The sequence below is a fragment of the Pseudomonas sp. 50_B genome (assembly GCF_017491625.1).
GTDB lineage: Bacteria > Pseudomonadota > Gammaproteobacteria > Pseudomonadales > Pseudomonadaceae > Aquipseudomonas > Aquipseudomonas danubii.
Genome location: NZ_JAFGYX010000004.1, coordinates 307,245 through 328,001, shown reverse-complemented (window position 1 = coordinate 328,001; position 20,757 = coordinate 307,245). Strand labels below are relative to the sequence as shown.

Here is a 20,757-nt window from a genome sequence, read left to right as displayed (position 1 = left end):
GATCAGGGGCATCAGCGGTGGTGGCCGCCGGCTAGGGTATCTGTGGTGTCGCTGCAGAGTTCGTGGACGCATTGGCGCAACCAGCGATGGGCCGGGTCGGCCTCCATGCGCGGGTGCCAGAGCAGGGAAATGGTCAGCTCCGGTAGCGGTACCGGCAGGCGGAAACTGTGCAGGCCTTCTCGCAGGTTGCTGGTGTGGCGCTCGGGCACCAAGGCGATCAGGTCCGAACCCCGGGCCAGGGCCAGGGCCGCGGAAAAACCGCTGACCAGGGTGACGATCTGCCGCTGCCGGCCCAGGGCCTGCAGCGTATCGTCCATGCGGCTATGGTCGTGCCCCTGGTGGGACACCAGGATGTGCTGGCCGGCCAGGTAATGGTCGAGACTCACCGGGCCGCGGCTCAAGGGGTGGTCGCTGCGCACCACGCCGATAAAGCGATCGCGAAATAGCGCCCGGGTGCGCAACTCGGGGCTGGTGTCGGCATCGATCACTGCGGTTTCCAGATCGACGCTGGCCTCGCGCAGGGGCTTGCTGTCGCGGTCCAGCTTGGGCACGAAATGCACCCGTACCGCGGGCGCTTCGGCCCGCAGGCGGTTGATCAGGGCCGGGCCGAAGTTCTCGACGAAACCGTCGCGGCTGCGCAGGGTGAAGGTGCGCACCAGTTGCCTGAGGTCGATCTGCTCGGCCGGGCGCAGGGCGGCCTGAGCTTGCTCCACCAGCGGTCCGACTTGCTGGCGCAGCTCCAGTGCCCGGGGCGTGGGCACCAGGCCGCGTCCGGCGCGGACCAGCAGCGGGTCACCGGTGGCCTGGCGCAGGCGGGACAGGGCCCGGCTCATGGCCGACGGGCTCAGGTTCAGGCGCAGGGCGGCCCGGGCCACACTGCCTTCGCTCAGCAGTACGTCCAGGGTCAGCAGCAGATTCAGATCGGGAGTCGACATGGGCGGAATCTAGCACGCCCAGGGCTGACATGGCGTTGCATGCATCAATTAACTGCAAAGGCTGCGTCTTCCGCCAGGTCTGGCGCGGACATAGGCTGGCGGGCAAATGCCTTGATGGAGTCTGCGCAATGCCCACCCTTGAGTCGAACCGTCCCGCGCTTCGATCCCGTGCACGCTGGGCCCTGGCCAGCCTGTCGCTGGCGACGCTGATGCCGTCCCTGGACACCAGCATTGCCAACGCCGCGCTGCCGAGCCTGGCCCGGAGCCTGGAGGCATCCTTTCAGCAGGTGCAGTGGATTGTCCTGGCCTACCTGCTGGTGATCACCACCTTGATTGCCAGCGCCGGGCGCCTGGGAGATCTGCTGGGCCGGCGCCGGGTGCTGCTGGGCGGGATCGCCCTGTTCACCCTGGCTTCGCTGCTCTGTGGTCTGGCGCCAAGCCTCGGTTGGCTGCTGGCGGCCCGGGCCCTGCAAGGCCTGGGGGCGGCCCTGATGCTGGCCCTGAGCATGGCCCTGGTGGGCGACGCGTTACCCAAGGCTCACATGGGAACGGCCATGGGCGTGCTGGGCAGCCTGTCGGCCCTGGGCACCACTGTCGGTCCGTCCCTGGGCAGCCTGTTGCTGGCCGGCGTCGGCTGGCGCTGGATTTTCCTGGTCAATGTGCCGTTGGGACTACTGGCGTGGCTGCTGGCCTGGCGTTGCCTGCCACAGGACCCCAAAGCCACCTCAGCCAGCGCTTTCGATCTGCCCGGGACGCTGCTCCTGGCCCTGAGCCTGGGTGCCTATGCCCTGGCCCTGACCCTGGGTGACAACCCGCTGGCGCTGTTGAACCTGGGACTGTTGTCGGTAGCGGTGGGTGGGGGCGTGCTGTTGGTGTGGGTCGAGCGACGGGTCGCCGCGCCGCTGTTTCAGCCCGCCTTGCTGCGCCGGCCGCAACTGCGCCGCAGCCTGCTACTGAGCCTGCTGGTGTCCACGGTGATCATGACCACTCTGGTGATCGGGCCTTTCTATCTGTCCCAGGGGCTGGGGCTGGCGACTGTCTGGGTGGGCCTGTGCCTGTCCCTGGGGCCGCTGGTGGCGACCCTGAGCGGGGTACCCGCCGGACGCCTGGTGGATAGGCTCGGCGCCCGGCGCTTGTGCCGGCTCGGGCTGCTGGGCATGTTCTTCGGTCTGTGCCTGCTGGCGCTGTTGCCCGTGAGCCTGGGGCTGGCGGGGTACCTGCTGCCCATTGCCCTGGTGACCGCCAGCTATGCGCTGTTCCAGGCGGCCAACAACAGCCTGGTGATGCTCGACGTGGCAGCGCAGCAACGGGGGCTGACGGCGGGCCTGTTGAGCTTGTCACGCAACCTTGGCCTGATCAGCGGCGCGGCCGCCATGGGGGCGTTGTTTGCCGTGATGTCGCGGCCGGGCGAGGGCGGTCCTGCCGATGTCGCGGCGGTGGCCCGTGGCATGCACTGGACCTTTGCGGTCGCTGCCGTCCTGATGCTGCTGGCGCTAATTGTCGCCTGTTTCGACCGGTTGTCCGAGGCGCCTGATCCGGCTTGTCGGTTGCCGCGCCCGAACTAAGCTTGGCCTGCACACCCCACCAAGGAGCAGGTCACCGTGAGTACACTTCGCACCCCTTCTTTAGGCCCGATTGTCGGGCACACCACCGATACGTCCTGCCGTTTATGGATCGCTGCCTCCGATGCCCTGGACGAGAAGGGCGTGGCGGAGGATATCCGCACCATCGGCGTGATTGGTGTGGTGGGTAGCAATGGTCGGGTCGCGGCGGACAACATCTTCTATTTTCGCTTGCGACGCGAGTACCACCGTACCGGCACTTTCAATCTCGGTGTCGACACCAGCCTGTGGAGCAACCAGGCCGCGCGCAAGCAGCTCAAGCCCTTTGTGCTGACGCCTGACACCCGGTATCGGGTGCGCATGGCGTCGCTCAACGTCGATGACGCGGGCAGCAACGATGATGATGTGTCCAGCGAGTCGGTGGTGCAGCGTCTGCCCGAGCCTGGCGCCTGGGCCAATGATCTGAACCGCACCGGGGCCGACAAGATGTACGTCGAAGCCGAGTTCACAACCCACCCCAGTGCCGGCGCCAAACCAGCGCCCCTGAGCTTTCTGCTGGGGTCTTGCCGCTACCCGGGGCTGCTGTGGAAACGCAAGAATTCCGACACCATCTTCGGGCCGATGCTGGCCGACCATGGGGATGCGCAACTGGTGCTGATGGTGGGCGACCAGATTTATGCCGACCTGTTCAACCGCCTGGTGCCGGTGGGGCTGGCGGATACGTTCGAGGAATTCGAGGAGCGCTACCACAGCGCCTTCGGCTCGCCGAACATCCGCCAATTGCTGGCCCACCTGCCCACCTACATGATCCTCGACGACCACGAGATCGAGGACAACTGGACCCAGGACCGGATTCGCAAGGACCGTGACAAGCGCCTGCTGTTCAACCTCGCCATGGGCGCCTACATGAGCTACCAGTGGAGCCATGGACCCCGCTTTGCCGACAGCTATGTCCATGGCCGGGCCATGACCGGTGACGACAAGTACCTGCAGCACTTGCAGACCAACCAGCTGTTCTACGACTTCTCCTGTGGCGACTACCCGTTCTTCGTGCTCGACACCCGTACCCAGCGCTTTCTCGATGATGTGCCGGACGCCCTGGAGGACAACCATCTGCTGGGTCGTCCTTCACTGCACCCCAGCGAACCGGGTCAGCTCGACCGGCTGTGTGCCTGGTTGCGCCACATGCAGGAGGATCGGGGCAACATCCCCAAGTTCGTGGTCACTTCCAGCGTCTTTGTGCCCAACGGTGTGGATACCGTGGGCACAGACTCTGATGCCGTGCGCCACAAGAACGACAGCGACTCCTGGTCGGCTTTCCCCTCCACGCGGCGCGCCGTGCTGGAAACCATGATCGAGCACCAGGTGCAGAACGTGGTGTTCCTGTCCGGAGACATTCACTGCTCGAACATTTCCCGGTTGACGTTCAGTGCCGCGGGTCAGGCCCTGAAGTCCTATGCCGTCACCTCGTCGGCCTTCTACTGGCCTTTTCCCTTTGCCGACGGTGACCCGGCCGGTTACGTGCACGACTCAACGGCGCCGCAGACGCCCGATAGCTTTGCGCTTCTCGACGGTACCCACACCATGGATTACCACACCTGGGCCTTTACCCAGGCCGATAACTTCGCCCGTCTCGACTTGCATCCCGACAGCGCCGAGTTGGTGGTGCAGTTCTACGGCGCCGACGGTGCGCCGCTGTTGACCCGCAAGCAGGACGACAGCGTGAACAACCAGGAGGAACGGCTCCGGCTGGAGCCCTGGTAACGGCGCCTTACAACCCCAGTTCCAGCGCCAGCAAGTCCGCCAGGGGCTGGCGCCGGCGGATCAGCTGTGGCTGGCCGTTGGCGAACAGCACTTCCGGCAGCAGCGGCCGGCTGTTGTAGTTGGAGGACATGCTGGCGCCATAGGCGCCGGTGTCGTGCAGCACCAGCAGGTCGCCAACCTGGGCCTGGGGCAGCAGGCGCGGGGTCAGGCATTCGTCGTCCTGGGTGAAGATATCGCCGGATTCGCACAGTGGGCCGCCGACCACGGTCAGCTGTTGCGGGCGCTGCACCGGCTGGCCGCTGGCGTCCAGCAGGCTCATGCCGTGGTAGGCGCCGTACATGGCCGGGCGCATCAGGTCGTTGAAGCCGGTGTCCACCAGCACGAAGTGATGCTGGCCGGCGGTCTTCACCACCCGTACTTCGCTGACCAGGCAACCGGCCTCGGCCACCAGGAAACGCCCGGGCTCGATTTCCATGCGCACGCCGTGGCCCAGGTAGGCCTCGATCTCCCGGCGCGCAACGCTCCAGGCGTTGGCGTAGCGCTGCACGTCCACCGCGGTGTCGCCGTCGCGGTAAGGGGTGGACAGGCCGCCACCAATGGAGAACGCCTCGATGTCGTGGTCCAGGGATTTCACCGCCGCCACCATGGCCGCGCCCACTTGTTCCAGGTGGTCGTAGTCGACCCCGGAACCGATGTGCATGTGCAGGCCCACCAGGTGCAGGCCGTACTGGCGGATCACCGCCAGGGCTTCGCCGACCTGATCGTGCCAGATGCCGTGTTTGCTGTTCTCGCCGCCAGTGTTGGTCTTGCGGCTGTGGCCGTGGCCGAAGCCCGGGTTGATCCGCAGCCAGACCCGGTGCCCCGGGGACTGCTCCCCGAGTTGACGGAGCATGTCGATGGAGCCGGCGTTGACCTCCACTTGCAGTTCCACCACGCGCTTGAGGGTGGCTGCGTCGAACAGGTCGCAAGTGAAGACGATGCCGGCATCCACCGGGCTGAAGCCGGCCAGCAGGGCACGCTCGATTTCTCCCAGGGATACGGCGTCGACCCGTACCCCGGCTTCGCGGATCAGGCGCAGCAGGTGCAGGTTGGACGAGGCTTTCTGGGCGTAGCGCACCACGTCGAAGGCCTGCAGCTGGGCAATGCGCGCCTGGATGGTGGCGGCGTCATAGCACCACAGTGGAGTGCCATATTGGCGGGCGGCGGCGGCGAGTTGAGCAGGAGAGAAGGGAATGGCCATGGCGATTGCTGTCTGTGGTCAGTGAGAGTGGCTGCAGCATGCCGATTTCCGGTCATTCAATAAAATATCTATTATTTGTAGCCTGATTCAGATTTGATATGGGTTGAGCGATCAAGCGAGCCTCTGTTCATGGACATCTCCCTGCGGCACATCGAAGTCTTCCGCGCCATCATGCAGGCCGGCAGCGTCACCGGCGCCGCGCGCCTGCTGTTCACCTCGCAGCCCACGGTCAGTCGCGAACTGGCGCGGCTGGAGGCGCTTTCCGGTCTGCGCCTGTTCGACCGCGAAGGCGGGCGCCTGCTGCCCACGGCCCAGGCCCTGCTGTTGCTTGAAGAGGTCGAGCGGGCCTATGTGGGGCTGGAGCGGATCAACAGCGTGGCCCAGTCGATCCGCCGTTTCGAGCACGGCCAGTTGAGCCTGAGCTGCCTGCCACTGTTCTCCCAGACCCTGCTGCCGCGGGTGTGCCAGCGCTTTTTGCAAGCGCATCCGGGGATCGGCCTGAGCATCACTGCCCAGGAGTCGCCGTTGCTGGAAGAGTCCCTCAGCGCCCAGCGCCATGACCTGGGCCTCACTGAAAGCGAGCACCTGCCACGAGGTACTCAAGGGGAACTGCTGTTCTGCGCCGATATGGTCTGCATCCTCCCGGACGATCATCCGCTGTTGGCCAGGCCACGGCTGACTTCGGAGGATTTTCGCGGGCAGAACTTCATCAACCTCTCGGGCCTGGATATCTACCGGCAAACCCTGGACGAGCATTTTCGCCAGGCCGGGGTCGATCGCCGGGTGGTGGTGGAAACCACCAACGCCGCCTCGGTGTGCGCCATGGTGCGCCAGAAACTGGGGGTGGCGATCATCAATCCCTTGAGCGCCATGGAGGAAGTGGGGCGTGGCTTGGCGATCCGTCCGTTGCAGCTGTCGGTGCCGTATCGGGTGATGCTGATCCGCCCGGACTACCGGCCTTCATCGAGTTTTGTCGAGGGCTTTTGCCAATCGTTGCGGGCCCAGGCCAAGGGGCTGCAAGAGCAGGTGGGGCGGATAGTGCAGGGCGCTTAGGGGCATTCGAGGCCTATGTGCAATATCGAGAGTGGAACCTGGCTCTTCAGGGAAACATGTCCCTCTCGTCTGGCTGTCGACAATTACCGAGGATGGCCTCAGCTGTCGACTGAACCTCTCAAGCGAGTCGGGCGACAGCATTTCAATCCCTACCGACTGAATCCGCTGACGGGTTCCGGAGTTGAAGAAAATGCCTATCGCCATCCATGCCCGCAATAACACCGCTGCTGCGCAGCAAGTTGCCATCAGGGGCACTGCCCAGGGCAACAACCTGGCCAATGTGAACATTCCTGCTCAAGGCAATGTGGTTCTTTATGTTCTGCAAGCGGATGCCAATGCCACTCTGTATTTGATCTGCAATGGGGTGACAGCCCAGGCCACCCAGTTGAATGTGGTCTATCACGGCTTCAGTAGTGTGGAACAAGACAGTGACTGGGCCCGCCAATGGACGGTCGAGGGCGCGCCGGACGGTGTTCAGCTTGACCTGGCGTAACCAGGAGCCAGCTTTTTCTGTAGGGGCCAGCTTGCTGGCGAAGGCGATCTTGAGGGCGCCTTCGCTGGCAAGCAAAACGCCGTTCGGCCAGCGCCTTCACAAGCTTGTCTGGCATTGGCGCAGGCGGCGATTTTCGCCAGTAGCAGGCACAGGGTCCGTGCCTTGCTGGCGTTGACCAGCAGCACTGCGGCGGCACCGGCGTTGAGCGACAAGGCGTGGGGGCTTTCAGGGCAGGTTGGGATGCAGCAGGTCTTCGCGGATGACGGCCTGGATAGTGCTGTAAGGCATAATCATCTTGGGTTTGAAATCGCTGCTGGCCGCCGGTTCAAGAAAGTTCTCCAGCAATGGAAGGCCAGCGAGTGGCAGGGTTGGCGCAATGCCGGTGAATTTCTGCCGGCTGACTTCGTATTCGCCAATCAGGTGTCCCAGGTAGTCGTCCATGGTCTGCAGATTATCTGTCAGGTGTTTGGCGTCGTAGAAGGCCTTGGCGCTGGTCCTGATATCCCGCTTGAGATTTTCCAGCTCAAATTGAGCCTCATTGATCAAGTCGAAGAAAGTGTCGTATTGATTCAGCGAAAGCTGGCGCACTGTACCTATAAGCGTCATATGCGCTCGGGTCATGCGCCGGGCTTTCTTGGTCTTGCTATAGGCGTTCATGGTCCTGGAAAGCACTGAGGTCAACAGCGATTCTCGGTATTCGAAACGCTTCTGTTGCAGGTCGCGCTGTTTTTCGCTGGCTTGACGGGCTTGCTCCGCGGTTCTGTCGGTAGCTTGTCGTTCGCGCTGATACTCAAACACCAGCAACGAGACGGTTGTGCCGATCACCGAGACCATCAGCAGTTGTAGCGCCGATTTGCCGATCTCGCTGGGCAGGCCCGTCATGGAGGACGAACAACAGACAGAGAGTGTCGCCAATGTGCTCAAGCTCAAGAGGGCAATGCAGATTAGCGTTAAGGCGATCCATTTCTTCATGATGCAATCCTTGCAAACGGCTTAGCGGGTGGTACTGGACTGATTCACTGATAGGGACCAGACCATCGAGGTCAGGATGCTCAGGTCGAGCAGCAGAAGAACCTTACGCAAGGCGGGGTAGTCGGCCTTGGTTCTCTTGAAGCTGGTTTTTTCCATTATCTGGATGTACCGGGTAATCGCCGTGACCGCCAGTTCGGCGAGCGGTTTCTCGGTGGTGGACGTGGTCAGCTCCGGCTCCTTCAGGCGGCTCTGGAAGGCGTCGATGGCGTCTTTTTCCTCGTCCGTACCGGGCTGGTAGACGATCTTCTGCTCAGGCGCATCTGTGCTGACTTTGTTGAACGGCACGACGGATTGGTTGACGTGTTGCAACGCCAGCGCCTTGGCCTGCGCCAGGTTGGCGAGTATCTGAATTCCCTCTGAGATCTTCATGCTGCCTCCCGCTCGTTGGCGCGGGCACGACCCCGTACTGTTTCAGCGGTGAGTCAGTAGGAGTAAGTGTCGAAAAGCAGGATCGCGCCAGCCGTACAAGTTGAATGTAGCTGACGGCTATAGCGCCGCTAGCGGCTTGCGTGGGCCATCGGTCAGGTCGCGAAATGCACTCGGCGCACGGGTAAGTGCGCCGGGTGTGTTGCCGACAGGTCGCCGGGTATCGTGGGTCCGGGGGCCAGCCGTGAAGCGCGATAGCGGCTTAGCGCTCGATGGCCAATGCCACGCCCTGACCGCCGCCGATGCACAGGGTCGCCAAGCCTTTCTTGGCGTCGCGCTTGAGCATTTCATGCAGCAGGGTCACCAGCACACGGCAACCCGACGCGCCGATCGGGTGGCCGATGGCAATGGCGCCACCGTTGACGTTGACCTTGTTCGCATCCCACGCAAGCTCCTTGGCCACGGACAGGGATTGCGCGGCGAAGGCTTCGTTGGCTTCGATCAGGTCCAACTGGTCCAGGGTCCAGCCGGCCTTGTCCAGGCAGCGGCGGGTGGCCGAGACCGGGCCGATGCCCATGATCGCCGGGTCGACCCCGGCGTTGGCGTAGGCGGCGATCCTGGCCAGTACTGGCAAGCCCAGGGCCCGGGCCTTGCTGGCGCTCATCAGCATCACCGCGGCGGCGCCGTCGTTCAGCGCCGAGGCGTTGCCGGCGGTGACGCTGCCGTCTTTCTTGAATGCCGGCTTGAGCTTGGCCAGGGCTTCGGCGGTGGTGCCGGGGCGCGGTTGTTCGTCGGTGGCGAAGGTCAGCGGTTCGCCCTTGCGCTGGGGAATCTGGATCGGGGTGATCTCGTCAACAAAGCGCCCGGCCTCGATGGCCGCTGCGGCTTTCTGTTGGGAGGCGGCGGCGAAGGCGTCCTGGGCTTCGCGGCTGATGCCGTATTTTTCCACCAGGTTCTCGGCGGTGATGCCCATGTGGTAGTCGTTGAAGGCGTCCCACAGGCCGTCGCTGATCATGCTGTCGATCATCTGGCTGTGGCCCATGCGCAGGCCGGTGCGGGCGCCGGGCAGCACGTAGTTGGACAGGCTCATGTTTTCCTGGCCGCCGGCGATGATCACTTCGGCATCGCCGCAGCGGATGGCCTGGGCGCCCAGGTGCAGGGCTTTAAGGCCAGAGCCGCAGACCTTGTTCAGGGTCATGGCGGGCACGGCGTGGGGCAGGCCGGCCTTGATCGCGGCCTGGCGCGCGGGGTTCTGCCCGGCGCCGGCGGTGAGCACCTGGCCCATGATCACTTCGTCCACCTGGGCCGGGTCGATGCCGGTCTGGGCCAGCAGTTGGCGAATCACCGCGGCGCCCAGGTCGACGGCGGGAATGCCCGCCAGGGAGCCCTGGAAACTGCCCACGGCGGTACGAGTAGCGGCAACGATAACGACGTCTTGCATGGTGGGGCTCCTTAAGCGAACTGCATTTCAGGCACGTGGTCCGGCACGATCAGCTTGCCGGCGGTCTTGCTGACGATTTCCTCGACGCTGACCCCGGGGGCGCGCTCCTTGAGGATGAAGGCGCCGTTCTCGATCTCCAGGTAGGCCAGGTCGGTGAGCACGCGCTTGATGCACTGGGCGCCGGTCAGCGGCAGACTGCAGCGGCTGAGCAACTTGGATTCGCCGTCTTTCGAGGCGTGGGTCATGGTGACGATGATGTTCTCGGCACCGGCCACCAGGTCCATGGCGCCGCCCATGCCCTTGACCAGCTTGCCGGGGATCATCCACGAGGCGATGTTGCCCTGCACGTCGACTTCGAAGGCGCCGAGTACGGTGAGGTCGATATGGCCGCCGCGGATCATCGCGAAGGATTCGGCGGAGGAGAAGATCGAGGCGCCGATGCGTGCGGTCACCGTCTGCTTGCCGGCGTTGATCATGTCAGCGTCGACTTCGTCTTCAGTCGGAAAGGCGCCCATGCCCAGCAGGCCGTTTTCCGACTGCAGCATGACTTCCATGCCGTCGGGGATGTAGTTGGCCACTAGGGTCGGAATGCCGATGCCGAGGTTGACGTAGAAGCCGTCCTGCAGTTCGCGGGCGACGCGCTGAGCCATTTGTTCGCGGGTAAGAGCCATGTTGGTTGTCCTTGTTAGTCGGGCTGGGGAAGGGCGATCACTTGCGCACGGTGCGCTGTTCGATGCGCTTCTCGAAGGTGCCGCAGATGACCCGGTCAACGTAGATGCCAGGGGTGTGGATCTGCGTCGGGTCCAGCTCGCCCGGCTCGACGATTTCTTCCACTTCGACCACGGTGATCTTGCCGGCGGTGGCCGCCAGGGGGTTGAAGTTCTGCGCGGTGTGGCGATAGACCACGTTGCCGAAATGGTCGGCCTTCCAGCCCTTGACGATGGCGAAGTCACCGGTGATGGATTCTTCCATCAGGTAGGTGCGGCCCTTGAACTCGCGGGTTTCCTTGCCGTCGGCCACTGGGGTGCCGACGCCGGTAGCGGTGAAGAAGGCCGGGATGCCGGCGCCGCCAGCGCGCATTTTTTCCGCCAGGGTGCCTTGGGGAGTCAACACCACTTCGATTTCGCCGCTGAGCAGCTGTTTCTCGAACAGGGCGTTTTCACCGACGTAGGAGGCGATCACCTTGCTGATCTGGCGGTCCTCCAGCAGTACGCCCAGGCCGAAACCGTCGACCCCGCAGTTGTTCGACACCACGGTCAGATCGCGGGTGCCGCGGCGCTTGATCTCGGCGATCAGGTTCTCGGGGATACCGCACAGACCGAAGCCGCCGGCGATCACGGTCATGCCATCTTGCAGACCTTCCAGGGCTTCCTCATAGGACGCCACGCGCTTATCGAAACCTGCCATTTGCACCATCCTCTTTCTTGTTCGTTGGCGGCTGGCCAGCCGTTTGCGGATCAGTGTTGCGCTGCACGATTGATTTGTTAAGTTGATTTTTAAGGTTGATTGATTTGAAAAGAAGCATAATCAGCTCCAAGCTTGCGGCCTGAAGTTTATAGCTTGCCGCTGCCCCCCATGAGGATGACAGATGACGGTTAAACAGATTCGGGCCTTTCTGGCGGTGGCCCACAGTTTGAGCTTTGCCCTGGCCTGCGAACGCCTGCACCTGTCGCAGTCGGCCTTGAGCCTGACCATCAAGGCCCTGGAAGAAGGCTTGGGCGGACGGTTGTTTACCCGCAATACACGCAATGTGGCGCTGACCCCGGAAGGCGAGGCTCTGCTGCCCCTGGCCCGGCGCCTGATCGCCGATTGGGACAACGCCGAGGACGAACTGCGCCAGCGTTTCACCCTGCAGCGCGGGCGGGTGACGGTGGCGGCCATGCCGTCCTTTGCCGGTAACCTGCTGCCGCCGATTCTCAAGCACTTTCGTGCCCGCTACCCCCAGGTCAACGTCACGGTCAATGACGTGGTCAACGAGCAGGTGCTGGAGATGGTCCGCGACCGCGAGGTGGAGCTGGGGGTGGCCTTCGAGCCTCAGGACAGCACTTCCTTGCTGTTCACCCCGCTGTACATCGACCGTTTCGTGGCCGTGGTGCCCAAGGATTCGCCCCTGGCGCAGCGCAGCCGCATCGACTGGCAGACGCTGCTGCAGGAGCCCTTTATCACCCTGCAGCGGCCGTCCACGGTGCGGGTGATGCTGGAGGACCATCTGCGGGCCCGGGGCGTGCAGTTGCCGGTGGAATTCGAAAGCCACCAGTTGGCGACTGTGGGGCGCATGGTCGCCAGCGGTCTGGGCGTCAGTGCGGTGCCGGCGCTGTGTGCCCAGCACATGCGCGAGCTGGGCGGGCATTGCCTGACCCTGGATGATCCGGTGGTGGAGCGGGCCATCGGCGTCTTGACCAAGCCGGGGGAGGAGTTGTCCACCGCGGCCCAGGCGCTGTTCGACATCCTGCGCGAGGAAAACCTCGACCAGCGCGTGGCCATGCTTTGAGGCTTAGCGCAGCAGGCGTTCGGCCAACAGCGGCAGGAGCTGGTCACAGGGCTCGCCGAGCTTGAGGTCCAGCAACTCGTCGGCGCGGGTCTTGCCGAAGTTGATGGCCAGCAGCGGCTTGCCCTGGTCCGCCACGGCGCGGCACAGGCGAAACGCCGAATACGCCATCAGCGATGAACCCACCACCAGCAGGCCGGCGGCCTCGTGCACGGCACTCAAGGCCCGGGCGGCGGTGATCTGGGCCACGTTCTCGCCGAAGAACACCACGTCGGGCTTCAAGCGGTCACCGTCGCAGTAGGGGCAGCGGGGCACCTGGAAGCGTTCCTCGAAGGCCGGGTCCAGCAGGGTGTCGCCATCCGGTGCCTGCACCGCGTCGACGCCGGCCAGGTAGGGATTGAGCGCCTGCAACTGCTGCTGGATGGCATCGCGCTGGCTGCGTTGGCCGCAGTCCAGGCACAGCACCCGGTGCAGGCTGCCGTGCAGCTCGATGACGTCCAGGCTGCCGGCCTGATCGTGCAGGGTGTCGACATTCTGGGTGATCACCCCGGCGATGCTTCCTGCCGCCTGCAATTGCGCCAACGCCTGGTGCGCAGCATTCGGCCGGGCCTGGCGCATGCGCGGCCAGCCGAGCATGGCCCGGGCCCAGTAGCGGCGCCGGGCTTCGGCCTGGCCGAGGAACTCCTGGTACATCATCGGCTGCTTGCCGCGGCGCACGCCGTCGTTGTCGCGGTAGTCGGGGATGCCCGACGGGGTGCTGATGCCGGCGCCGGTAAGGACCATGAACGGCTGGCCGTGCATGGCGGCGGCGAGTTGTTCGAGCGGTGGGGCAGTAGGGCGGTCGATCATGGGCTGCACTCGTTTCCAGTGACCAGGGACGCCTACCAGAAATAGACGCAAAGCCTTCGCGGCGCCAGTGTCTTACCCGCGGTTCAGCGCCGGGGGCCGAACACCGACTTGGGTGACTTGCCATAGAACCGGGTAAAGGCCGCGCTGAAGTTGCCAGGAAAGCGGTAGCCCACCTGATAGGCCGCCTGGGCCACCTGGCAGCCGCCTTCCAACAGGCGGTGGGCATGGCCCATGCGGATTTCCAGGAGCATGCGCTGCGGCGTGGTGTGGTAATGCTCGCGCAGGCCCTGCTTGAGCTTGAACTCGTTCAGCCCCACAGCGGCGCACAGATAGGCCACGCTCAAGGGCTGGTGCATCTGCTCGAACATCAGGTCGCGCACCTGCTGCAGCCGTTCAAGATCGGCGGCCTTCAGGCGCCGGCCCGGGGCGACAGGGGCGGGGGCCAGGGCCTGCAATTGCAGGGACAGCAGGCTCAGGGCGTGAATGTGCAACTCCAGCGTCGCTGGCTGCTGCCGGCCCCAGGGTTGGGCCAGGGCACTGAGATGGCCGGCACTGGCCCGGGAGGTGGGCCCGCAGGCCAGCAATTGCACGGCGTCCTGGCCCAGCAACTGGCGAGCCCGGGTGGGGCCCAGGTACTGCTGGAGCAGGGTTTCGCCCACCAGCAGGCGCAGTTGCTCCACCGTTTCATTGGCGCCATAACGGCGTTCGCCGCGGCTGGCCTGGAAGGCGCTGACGCTGGTGTGCCCGGCGCGAAACACCAGGCTCGAACCCTTGGCGTCGAGGTAGCCCGAGGTGCCTTGCAGGGCACAGGTGATCACCAGTAGACGGCCAGCGTGGCAACTGCTGGCCTCTTCGATCAAGGGGCGATTGGGGTGGTAGCGCGAGCGCACCAGGGTGAGGTCCTGGGCCAGGGGCAGGCTGTCGCTGTAGCAATCGCCCAGGGCCTGGGGCAACTGCTGGCGTGACCCGCCGCCCGGGGCCTGGCGGTGCTCGCGTGGTGCGTGGCACGGCAAGCGATAGGACTGGGAAGAACCGGGTGCAACGGCCATGTTCGCGCTCCTGCAATGGATGTTCTGCGTTTGCCATGGGAATGGATCCGTTTCCCATATGAACACGCATGATAAGCATTCTCGCTAGAAAGTAAGCTGTTTCCCAAGCAGGGGTGAGCGTCGTCACCCGGCGGCGCGCCACCTGCCACGGAGCAAGGGATGAACCCTCAGAGCTTGAAAAACGCCAGTCCCCGTGGGCTCTGGCTGCGTACGGTGCTGGTGTGTGCCATGGGCCTGCCGATGCTGATCTTCTATGCCATCGGCGCCCTCGGGCCCCTGCTGATCGCCGATCTTGGGATTGCGCCCCACTGGCTGGGCTGGCTGCTGACCAGCGCCTTTGGCCTGGCGGCATTGCTGTCCCTGTGGGCGGGGCCGCTGGCCAGCCGACTCGGCATCCGCCGGGGCCTGGCCTTGCTGTTCTGGGCGACCCTGGCGGGGTATGGCCTGCTGGTCAGCTTGCCGGGCTTTGCCGGGGCGCTGCTGGCCCTGGCGATCTGCGGAGTGGCCCAGGCCCTGGCCAACCCGGTGACCCAACTGCTGGTGGCCGAATGTGTCGAGGCCCGCAGCAAGGCCGCGGTGGTGGGGCTGAAACAGTCCGGGGTGCAGTTGTCCGCGCTGATCGCCGGCCTGTTGCTGCCGCCTCTGGCCGGGTCTCTGGGCTGGCGCGCAGCCCTGGCCTGCCTGCTTGTGCCGACATTGCTGCTGGCCCTGTGGGGGCCCAGGGTGGCGCCGGACAGCGCCGTGGGCAAGGCCGTGAGCCTGACGATTCCCCGGCCCAATTCACGGCTGACGCTGCTGCTCAGCGTGCAGCTGTGTGTCGGCCTGGTGCTTTCGTCCTTCGTGACCTTTCTTGGGGTATTCGCGGCCCGCCAAGGAGTGACGGTCGGCGAGACCGGGGCCATGGTCGCCGGGTTCGGGGTCATGGGCATCCTGGCCCGAACCCTGCTGACGCCATTGGCGGCCCGCATGGCCGAGGAGTCCTGGCTGCTGCTGACGCTGATGCTCCTGGCCAGCCTGGCCCTGGCGGTGACTGCCCAGGCCACGCCTCAGGCGCACTGGCCCTTGTGGTTCGGCGCTCTGGGCATGGGCCTGAGCGCCGTGGCCACCAACGCCATCGCCATGAGCATGCTGCTGCGCGATCCGGCCTTTGGCAGCCCGGCCTGCGCCTCGGGTCTGCTCTCGGCAGGCTTCTTCGCCGGGTTCGCCCTGGGGCCGGTGCTGTTCGGCGCCGTGCAGCAGGGCGCGGCGGGTTTTGCCAGCGCCTGGCTGATGCTGATCGCGGTCCTGCTGCTGGGTGCGGGGCTGAGTCTGATGCTGGTGCGTGCCCGAGCGCTTGAGTCGGGCAGTGCCAGTGCCAGTCCTAGAGCCTGAACACACTTACCTGCTGTTCCAGGTTCTGCGCCAGTTGCTGCAGGGAGCGAGCTGTCTCAGTGGTTTCCTCCACGGCCTGGCTGTTCTGCTGGGACATCTGGGCGATGCGCTCGACATTGCGCGCCACATCCTGGCTGGCGGCGGTCTGCTCCCGCAGGGCCAGGGAGATTTGGTCCACCACCCGCACCACATTGCCGGACGAGGTGCGGATATTGACGATGGCCTCACCGGCCTGCTGGGCCAGTTCGACGCCGTTTTTCACCTGATTGACCCCCACGTCCATGCTGCTCACCGCCTCTCGGGTGCCCAGCTGGATCTTGCCGACCATTTCGGTGATTTCCTGGGTCGAGTTGGCCGTGCGCTGGGCCAGCAGGCGCACCTCATCGGCGACCACGGCGAAGCCGCGACCCTGTTCCCCGGCCCGGGCGGCTTCGATGGCCGCGTTGAGGGCCAGCAGGTTGGTCTGTTCGGCAATGCCCTTGATCACGCTGACAATGCTGGAGATCTGCTCGGCGTGCTGGCCCAGTTCACCAATCTGGGTGGCCGAAGCCTGCACGGTCTCGGCGATCAGGCGCATGCTGCCCAGGGTGTCCTGGATCACGCTGCCGCCTTCCTCGGACTGGCGCCCGGACTCGCTGGACAGGGCGTGGGCATCCCCGGCGTTGTCCGCCACATGGTTGATGCTCACGGTCAGCTCTTCCACCGTGGCCGCCATGGAGGAGGCCGAGTGGGACTGCTCCTGGGCCGAGGCCGAGAGCTGCAACGAAGCACTGGAAATGCTCTGGGAGGCGCTGACCAACTGGTCGGCCCCCTGCTTGATCTGGCTGATCATGCTCCGCAGGCGCTCCTGCATGGCGGCGAAGGCCTGCAGCAGGTTGCTCACCTCATCACGGCCGGTGGCGCTGATGCTGCTGTCCAGGCGGCCGGCGGCGATGGCCTTGGCCACGTCCACGGCCTGGCGGATACGGCCCACCAGATTGCTGGACAGCGACCAGGCCACCAGCATGGCCAGCACCGCCGCCAGCAAGCCACCGCCGATCAGGATCGCCAGGGCCGAGGCCTTGGCGTCGTCCATGGCCTGGCTGCGGGCGTCCTGCAGGCTTTTTTCCGCGTCGCGCAATTCACTGGTGAGCTGGCGCATGGCGTCCATCTTGGCCTTGTCGCGACCGGCGCTGATCTGTTCGGCCATGGCGGTAGCCGGTTGGCTGCCGGCGTTGATCGCCCGGCGCAGGTCCAGGTTGCCCTGGACGTCGTCGCGCAGCCACTGGTCGTGCAGGGCCTTGAGTCGCTCCAGGCGCGCCTGCTGCTCGGGGTTGTCGGAGGTGCTGCTTTTGATCCGGGCGTAATAGTCGGCAAAGGCTTTTTCGCCTTGCTCCAGAGGTTCGAGGAAGCTGTCGCGACCGGTGAGGGCATAACCGCGCATGCCGGTCTCGACATTGATCAGGCTGCGCAGCAGGGCGTCGGACTGGCTCAGGACCTCGTAACTGTGGATGTTGCTTTTGACACTGCTGCTGACCTGATCGAAACCGCGCAGGGCCGCTAGCACCAGCAGCAGGAGGATCAGCAGGACGACGCCGAAACCGGCATAGAGCTTTTGTGAAATGCTCAGATTGGAAAACATAGGAAGGACTGCTCCTAAACCGTTGACTGAATGCTTCACAGGGCTGTGTCTCGACGAGGCAGCGTGATAGCTCAATGATGTTCAAATGACATCAATGGTCCGACTTTTCCTGTACAAAAAAAGTTTCATGTACAGGAAAATATTTTTTGCGGGGCGTGTAGAGGGGCGCATCGAGCGTCGCCCGAAAGGGCGCTGCTCGATGTCCGGCAGGGTTCAGCTGGAATGGGCGCTGCTGTCTTCTTCGGGGTCGACGTTTTCAGGTTGCCCCGGCAACTCGGTAATCACGCTGAAGTCGCTGACTTCCACCGCGCCCAGGCCGTAGCCCAGAAGGTGGAAGGAGAACGCCTTGCGGGTTTCCGGGTTGTCGAAGCTGAAGTCCATCTGCAGCGGCTGGTCGGGGGTTACCAGCATTTCTTCCGGCAGGCCCAGGGGGACGTCCTGTTCCAGTTCCTTGCCCTTGAGCAGGATGTAGGCGTTCTGCTGCGGGTCGGCGGAGCGCACGGTGAAACGCACCCGGGTCTGGGAACCCTTGGGCATTTCCAGGTACTGGGCGCCGATCAGGTTGTCGGCCCAGTCATCCTTGATCTGCGCCTGCAGCGGGATGATCGCCGGGCTGCCGAACTGATAGTGCTGGTTCAGCGGCGATTGCAGCAGGCTGCGATCCAGGTGCGTGGCTCGGGCACTGATCTGCCGGGCCCGCAGGCCGCCGTACTGACCCTGCAGACTGGCGCTGTCGGCGATGAAACCGGTGCTTGAGTAGTAGCGGCAGCGCTGCTGGAAATCACATTCGGTGAAGGTGCCCTGGCCGTCGTGGTAGCGCAGCTTGCCGTTGGTGTAGGACATGATTTCCCGGCCCTGGGTGTAGTCGCGGAACAACGAGCGGCCGCTGAGGCTGGCGGGCACCGGCAGGCCGAAGTAGTCCAGCACCGAGGCGCTGAGGTCGACGTGGCCGTAGGTCCCGGACTTGAGATGGGGCAGCAGGTCCTGGTCCGGGGCCAGCATCAGGTTGAAGCCCCAGGACGAGGCCAGGCGCACGCCGTCGATGCCGTGGGATTCATCGGAGGTGATGATCACCAGGGTGTCCTTGAGCACGCCCTTGCGTTCCAGCCCCGTGAGGAACTGGTCGATGGCGTCGTCCAGGTAGCCGACCGCCGCCTGCTTGGGCGTCTCGTAGCGCTCCAGGTAGTCCTCGGGCGCGGAGTAGGGCTGGTGGGTGCCGACGGTCAGCAGGGTGAGCATCCATGGCTGTTTTTTCTTCTTCAACTGATCCACGTAGCTCAGGGCGCCTTCGAAGAAGGCCTTGTCGTCCTTGCCCCAGGGGAATTCCAGGTAGTTGTCGTTCTTGAACCACTCAAGGCCATGGGTCGCGTCAAAGCCGATGTGCGGCATGATCTTGTCTTTGGCCATGAAGCGCAGGCCGGCGCCTTGCAGGTAGTGGGTGTTGAAACCGAACTTGTGCATCTGCGCCGGCAGGCAGGCCTGGTTGCGCTGGTTCTGGGTGAGCATCTCGACGCCTTTGGGGGTGCCGTTGTCGAGCTTGTCGTAGTCGCCGCAGAGCATGGCGTACAGGCCGCGAATGGTCTGGTGGCTGTGCAGCACGTAGTCCGGGGTGTTCATGCCACGCTCGGCCCAGGCGCTGAGCTTGGGCATCAAGTCTTCCTGGTAATGGCTGTTCAGGGCCTCGCGGTTGGTGCGGATATAGGCCCCGGGAATGCCTTCCAGGGTAATCAGCAGCACGTTGCGCGCGCGGCCGGCGCTGGGCAGCAGCGGCTGGCCTTCAAGGTCGAGACGGGTCAGCCCGGCCATGGGCGGCGGCACATCGGCGACATCGCCTTGCAGCCAGTCTTCCAATTGCATCTGCGCCTGGCCGGTGGCGGTGGCCAGGGCCTGGTGGGGCAGGTTGAACAGCTGCCACTGATCGGCTTCGCTGGGTTTGAGGTATTGGGTGGCGCCGTGGGCCAGGAGCAAGCCCAGTGGCAGAATCCAGAGCGTGCGTGGCAGTGTCGGGGTTTTCACTGCACGACTGCTGCGCTGGACCACCAGCCACAGCACCAGCCCCAACACCAGGGTCAGCCCCAGCTCAGGGTGGGTCAGGCCGCCGCCGGTGGAATTGCCGACAAACTGCGGGTCCACCAGGTAGTGCAGATCGGCGAGGTTGGGCATGCGGCCCACCGCGCTTACCAGCTCGGCGCTGACCAGGGTCAGCAGCGCCCACACCAGCAGCACCGGCAGCGCCAGCCACCAGCGGCGGCGGTACAAGAGCAGGGTCAGCAGACTGGCGCTGGCCAGGTCAGACAGGTAACCCAGCGGATTGGACCAGCCCAGAGCCAGGCGTGCGCCCATTGGCACCAGCAACAGCAAGCCGAACAAGGTGCACAGGGGAGCAAGAGGGTGTTGGAGGCAACGACGGATCAACTTCACAAATAACCTGCCTGTCATCAAATCTTCACGCAAATGTGCGCGAGTTTAACAAGAGCTTCAGGTGAGACGTTTCTTATTCGTGGGGGGAATTCAGTTTTGGCCGAGTTGAGAATTGGCCCGGATGCTCTTCAGATTGAGCTGAAGGCCAGTGTTCAGGCGTCTGACGGCTGTTGTGGACAGGGCTGTCAGTGGCGGGATTTACTATTTCAGAGTGTGAAAAAAACCGCACCGCTGGATCTGCTCCAAGTTGATGGTGCCGCGCTGTTGCAGGTGCTGACTTGCCAGCGATGGCGCCCGGCAGGGCGGTGCGTGTCTTGAGGGGCTATTCGCCGGCAAGCCTGCTACTGGCTCAGACCACGCTACCGAACAGGCTGCCCACGGCGGCGGTAAGGCCCATGGCCAGGGCGCCCCAGAGGGTCACGCGCCAGGCACCCGGGAGCACTTTGGCACCACCGGCACGGGCTGCCAGGCCCCCCAGGCCGCCGAGGAACACCAGGGACATGCCGGCAATCCACGGCACCACGCTGTGGGTCGGGGCCATGAAGGTCACCGCCAGGGGCAGGGCCGCGCCCACCACGAAGCTCGCCGCCGAGGCCAGCGCCGCCTGCAGCGGGTTGGCCGCCAGGGCCTCGCTGATGCCCAGTTCGTCCCGGGCGTGAGCTCCCAGGGCGTCGTGGGCCATCAGTTGCTCCGCCACTTGCCGTGCCAGTTCCGGCTTCACGCCGCGGCTCTGGTAGATACGGGCCAGTTCGTTGAGCTCGGCCGGGTGGTCGCTGGCCAGTTCGAGCCGTTCCCGGGCCAGGTCGGCCTGTTCGGTGTCCGCCTGGGAGTGCACGGAAACGTATTCTCCGGCGGCCATGGACATGGCCCCCGCCACCAGCCCGGCCATGCCGGTCACCAGCAGTGTGCCGTGGCTGGCGCTGGCCGCGGCCACGCCGATCAGCAGGCTGGCGGTGGAGACGATCCCGTCATTGGCCCCCAGGACGGCGGCGCGCAACCAACCGATGCGGTCGTTGCGGTGCAGTTCGCGGTGTCGGTGCATGAATTTCATCGGCGATGGACTCAGGTTGAT

18 protein-coding genes are annotated in these 20,757 nt (G+C 64.7%); 6 read left to right on the top strand and 12 right to left on the bottom strand.

Annotation, left to right across the window (positions count from 1 at the left end):
• Positions 1-11: 11 nt before the first annotated feature.
• Positions 12-935 (bottom strand): LysR family transcriptional regulator, encoded by a 924-nt coding sequence (locus J5M73_RS08285; protein WP_102864176.1) that lies wholly within the window; start codon positions 933-935, stop codon positions 12-14.
• A 128-nt stretch (positions 936-1,063) separates the two neighbouring features.
• On the opposite strand from J5M73_RS08285, the gene J5M73_RS08280 reads away from it, so the two are divergent.
• Both J5M73_RS08280 and J5M73_RS31830 read left to right on the top strand, forming a co-directional pair.
• Positions 1,064-2,500, top strand: coding sequence for an MFS transporter (locus J5M73_RS08280; protein WP_102864177.1), 1,437 nt, complete (start codon positions 1,064-1,066; stop codon positions 2,498-2,500).
• 36 nt (positions 2,501-2,536) lie between these two features.
• Entirely contained in the window at positions 2,537-4,261 is a 1,725-nt protein-coding gene (locus J5M73_RS31830; protein WP_102864178.1) for an alkaline phosphatase D family protein, read from the top strand.
• Between the two features lie 7 nt (positions 4,262-4,268).
• Here J5M73_RS31830 and lysA read toward each other — a convergent pair whose 3' ends face one another.
• Complete coding sequence (lysA, locus tag J5M73_RS08270; protein ID WP_102864179.1) at positions 4,269-5,501, bottom strand: diaminopimelate decarboxylase; 1,233 nt, start codon at positions 5,499-5,501, stop codon at positions 4,269-4,271.
• A 129-nt stretch (positions 5,502-5,630) separates the two neighbouring features.
• On the opposite strand from lysA, the gene J5M73_RS08265 reads away from it, so the two are divergent.
• The gene (locus J5M73_RS08265) at positions 5,631-6,554 is read left to right on the top strand and encodes a LysR family transcriptional regulator (RefSeq protein WP_102864180.1); all 924 of its coding nucleotides are present in this window, start codon (positions 5,631-5,633) and stop codon (positions 6,552-6,554) included.
• A gap of 190 nt (positions 6,555-6,744) precedes the next feature.
• Entirely contained in the window at positions 6,745-7,047 is a 303-nt protein-coding gene (locus J5M73_RS08260) for a hypothetical protein (RefSeq protein ID WP_047303532.1), read from the top strand.
• A gap of 225 nt (positions 7,048-7,272) precedes the next feature.
• Here J5M73_RS08260 and J5M73_RS08255 read toward each other — a convergent pair whose 3' ends face one another.
• The 5 genes from J5M73_RS08255 to J5M73_RS08235 all read right to left on the bottom strand — a co-directional run bounded on the left by J5M73_RS08255 (position 7,273) and on the right by J5M73_RS08235 (position 11,293).
• The gene (locus J5M73_RS08255) at positions 7,273-8,019 is read right to left on the bottom strand and encodes a hypothetical protein (RefSeq protein WP_146036421.1); all 747 of its coding nucleotides are present in this window, start codon (positions 8,017-8,019) and stop codon (positions 7,273-7,275) included.
• A 21-nt stretch (positions 8,020-8,040) separates the two neighbouring features.
• The gene (locus tag J5M73_RS08250) at positions 8,041-8,448 is read right to left on the bottom strand and encodes a hypothetical protein (RefSeq protein ID WP_102864182.1); all 408 of its coding nucleotides are present in this window, start codon (positions 8,446-8,448) and stop codon (positions 8,041-8,043) included.
• A 259-nt stretch (positions 8,449-8,707) separates the two neighbouring features.
• Positions 8,708-9,886 (bottom strand): acetyl-CoA C-acetyltransferase, encoded by a 1,179-nt coding sequence (locus tag J5M73_RS08245; protein ID WP_102864183.1) that lies wholly within the window; start codon positions 9,884-9,886, stop codon positions 8,708-8,710.
• An 11-nt stretch (positions 9,887-9,897) separates the two neighbouring features.
• On the bottom strand, positions 9,898-10,557 hold the full coding sequence (locus J5M73_RS08240) for a 3-oxoacid CoA-transferase subunit B (RefSeq protein ID WP_011060620.1): 660 nt from the start codon (positions 10,555-10,557) through the stop codon (positions 9,898-9,900).
• A 37-nt stretch (positions 10,558-10,594) separates the two neighbouring features.
• Positions 10,595-11,293 carry a CoA transferase subunit A gene (locus J5M73_RS08235; RefSeq protein WP_011060621.1) on the bottom strand — a complete coding sequence of 233 codons (699 nt, stop codon included), beginning with the start codon at positions 11,291-11,293 and terminating at the stop codon, positions 10,595-10,597.
• Between the two features lie 181 nt (positions 11,294-11,474).
• Here J5M73_RS08235 and J5M73_RS08230 point away from each other — a divergent pair, with 181 nt between their 5' ends.
• Positions 11,475-12,377, top strand: coding sequence for a LysR family transcriptional regulator (locus tag J5M73_RS08230; RefSeq protein WP_102864184.1), 903 nt, complete (start codon positions 11,475-11,477; stop codon positions 12,375-12,377).
• 3 nt (positions 12,378-12,380) lie between these two features.
• On the opposite strand, the gene J5M73_RS08225 is transcribed toward J5M73_RS08230, so the two are convergent.
• Together J5M73_RS08225 and J5M73_RS08220 are read right to left on the bottom strand one after the other, a co-directional pair.
• Entirely contained in the window at positions 12,381-13,223 is an 843-nt protein-coding gene (locus J5M73_RS08225; protein ID WP_102864185.1) for an NAD-dependent protein deacetylase, read from the bottom strand.
• A gap of 83 nt (positions 13,224-13,306) precedes the next feature.
• Positions 13,307-14,272: an AraC family transcriptional regulator gene (locus J5M73_RS08220; protein WP_102864186.1), complete on the bottom strand. Its 966-nt coding sequence runs from the start codon at positions 14,270-14,272 to the stop codon at positions 13,307-13,309.
• 159 nt (positions 14,273-14,431) lie between these two features.
• On the opposite strand from J5M73_RS08220, the gene J5M73_RS08215 reads away from it, so the two are divergent.
• Positions 14,432-15,643, top strand: coding sequence for an MFS transporter (locus tag J5M73_RS08215; protein WP_102864187.1), 1,212 nt, complete (start codon positions 14,432-14,434; stop codon positions 15,641-15,643).
• Here J5M73_RS08215 and J5M73_RS08210 read toward each other — a convergent pair.
• From J5M73_RS08210 to J5M73_RS08200, 3 genes are all read right to left on the bottom strand, one after another.
• Entirely contained in the window at positions 15,633-17,264 is a 1,632-nt protein-coding gene (locus tag J5M73_RS08210) for a methyl-accepting chemotaxis protein (protein WP_115582115.1), read from the bottom strand. The two genes, J5M73_RS08215 and J5M73_RS08210, sit on opposite strands and share 11 nt — an antisense overlap.
• Before the next feature lie 213 nt (positions 17,265-17,477).
• The gene (locus J5M73_RS08205) at positions 17,478-19,685 is read right to left on the bottom strand and encodes an LTA synthase family protein (RefSeq protein ID WP_347709943.1); all 2,208 of its coding nucleotides are present in this window, start codon (positions 19,683-19,685) and stop codon (positions 17,478-17,480) included.
• Between the two features lie 349 nt (positions 19,686-20,034).
• Positions 20,035-20,736: a VIT family protein gene (locus J5M73_RS08200; RefSeq protein ID WP_102864190.1), complete on the bottom strand. Its 702-nt coding sequence runs from the start codon at positions 20,734-20,736 to the stop codon at positions 20,035-20,037.
• Positions 20,737-20,757 lie beyond the last annotated feature (21 nt).

What these genes read in the sequence shown, in the direction of transcription:
- J5M73_RS08285 (WP_102864176.1), bottom strand. Translation starts at nt 935, where the DNA reads ATGTCGACTCCCGATCTGAATCTGCTGCTGACCCTGGACGTACTGCTG.
- J5M73_RS08280 (WP_102864177.1), top strand. Translation starts at nt 1,064, where the DNA reads ATGCCCACCCTTGAGTCGAACCGTCCCGCGCTTCGATCCCGTGCACGC.
- lysA (WP_102864179.1), bottom strand. Translation starts at nt 5,501, where the DNA reads ATGGCCATTCCCTTCTCTCCTGCTCAACTCGCCGCCGCCGCCCGCCAA.
- J5M73_RS08265 (WP_102864180.1), top strand. Translation starts at nt 5,631, where the DNA reads ATGGACATCTCCCTGCGGCACATCGAAGTCTTCCGCGCCATCATGCAG.
- J5M73_RS08260 (WP_047303532.1), top strand. Translation starts at nt 6,745, where the DNA reads ATGCCTATCGCCATCCATGCCCGCAATAACACCGCTGCTGCGCAGCAA.
- J5M73_RS08255 (WP_146036421.1), bottom strand. Translation starts at nt 8,019, where the DNA reads ATGAAGAAATGGATCGCCTTAACGCTAATCTGCATTGCCCTCTTGAGC.
- J5M73_RS08250 (WP_102864182.1), bottom strand. Translation starts at nt 8,448, where the DNA reads ATGAAGATCTCAGAGGGAATTCAGATACTCGCCAACCTGGCGCAGGCC.
- J5M73_RS08245 (WP_102864183.1), bottom strand. Translation starts at nt 9,886, where the DNA reads ATGCAAGACGTCGTTATCGTTGCCGCTACTCGTACCGCCGTGGGCAGT.
- J5M73_RS08240 (WP_011060620.1), bottom strand. Translation starts at nt 10,557, where the DNA reads ATGGCTCTTACCCGCGAACAAATGGCTCAGCGCGTCGCCCGCGAACTG.
- J5M73_RS08235 (WP_011060621.1), bottom strand. Translation starts at nt 11,293, where the DNA reads ATGGCAGGTTTCGATAAGCGCGTGGCGTCCTATGAGGAAGCCCTGGAA.
- J5M73_RS08230 (WP_102864184.1), top strand. Translation starts at nt 11,475, where the DNA reads ATGACGGTTAAACAGATTCGGGCCTTTCTGGCGGTGGCCCACAGTTTG.
- J5M73_RS08225 (WP_102864185.1), bottom strand. Translation starts at nt 13,223, where the DNA reads ATGATCGACCGCCCTACTGCCCCACCGCTCGAACAACTCGCCGCCGCC.
- J5M73_RS08220 (WP_102864186.1), bottom strand. Translation starts at nt 14,272, where the DNA reads ATGGCCGTTGCACCCGGTTCTTCCCAGTCCTATCGCTTGCCGTGCCAC.
- J5M73_RS08215 (WP_102864187.1), top strand. Translation starts at nt 14,432, where the DNA reads ATGAACCCTCAGAGCTTGAAAAACGCCAGTCCCCGTGGGCTCTGGCTG.
- J5M73_RS08210 (WP_115582115.1), bottom strand. Translation starts at nt 17,264, where the DNA reads ATGTTTTCCAATCTGAGCATTTCACAAAAGCTCTATGCCGGTTTCGGC.
- J5M73_RS08200 (WP_102864190.1), bottom strand. Translation starts at nt 20,736, where the DNA reads ATGAAATTCATGCACCGACACCGCGAACTGCACCGCAACGACCGCATC.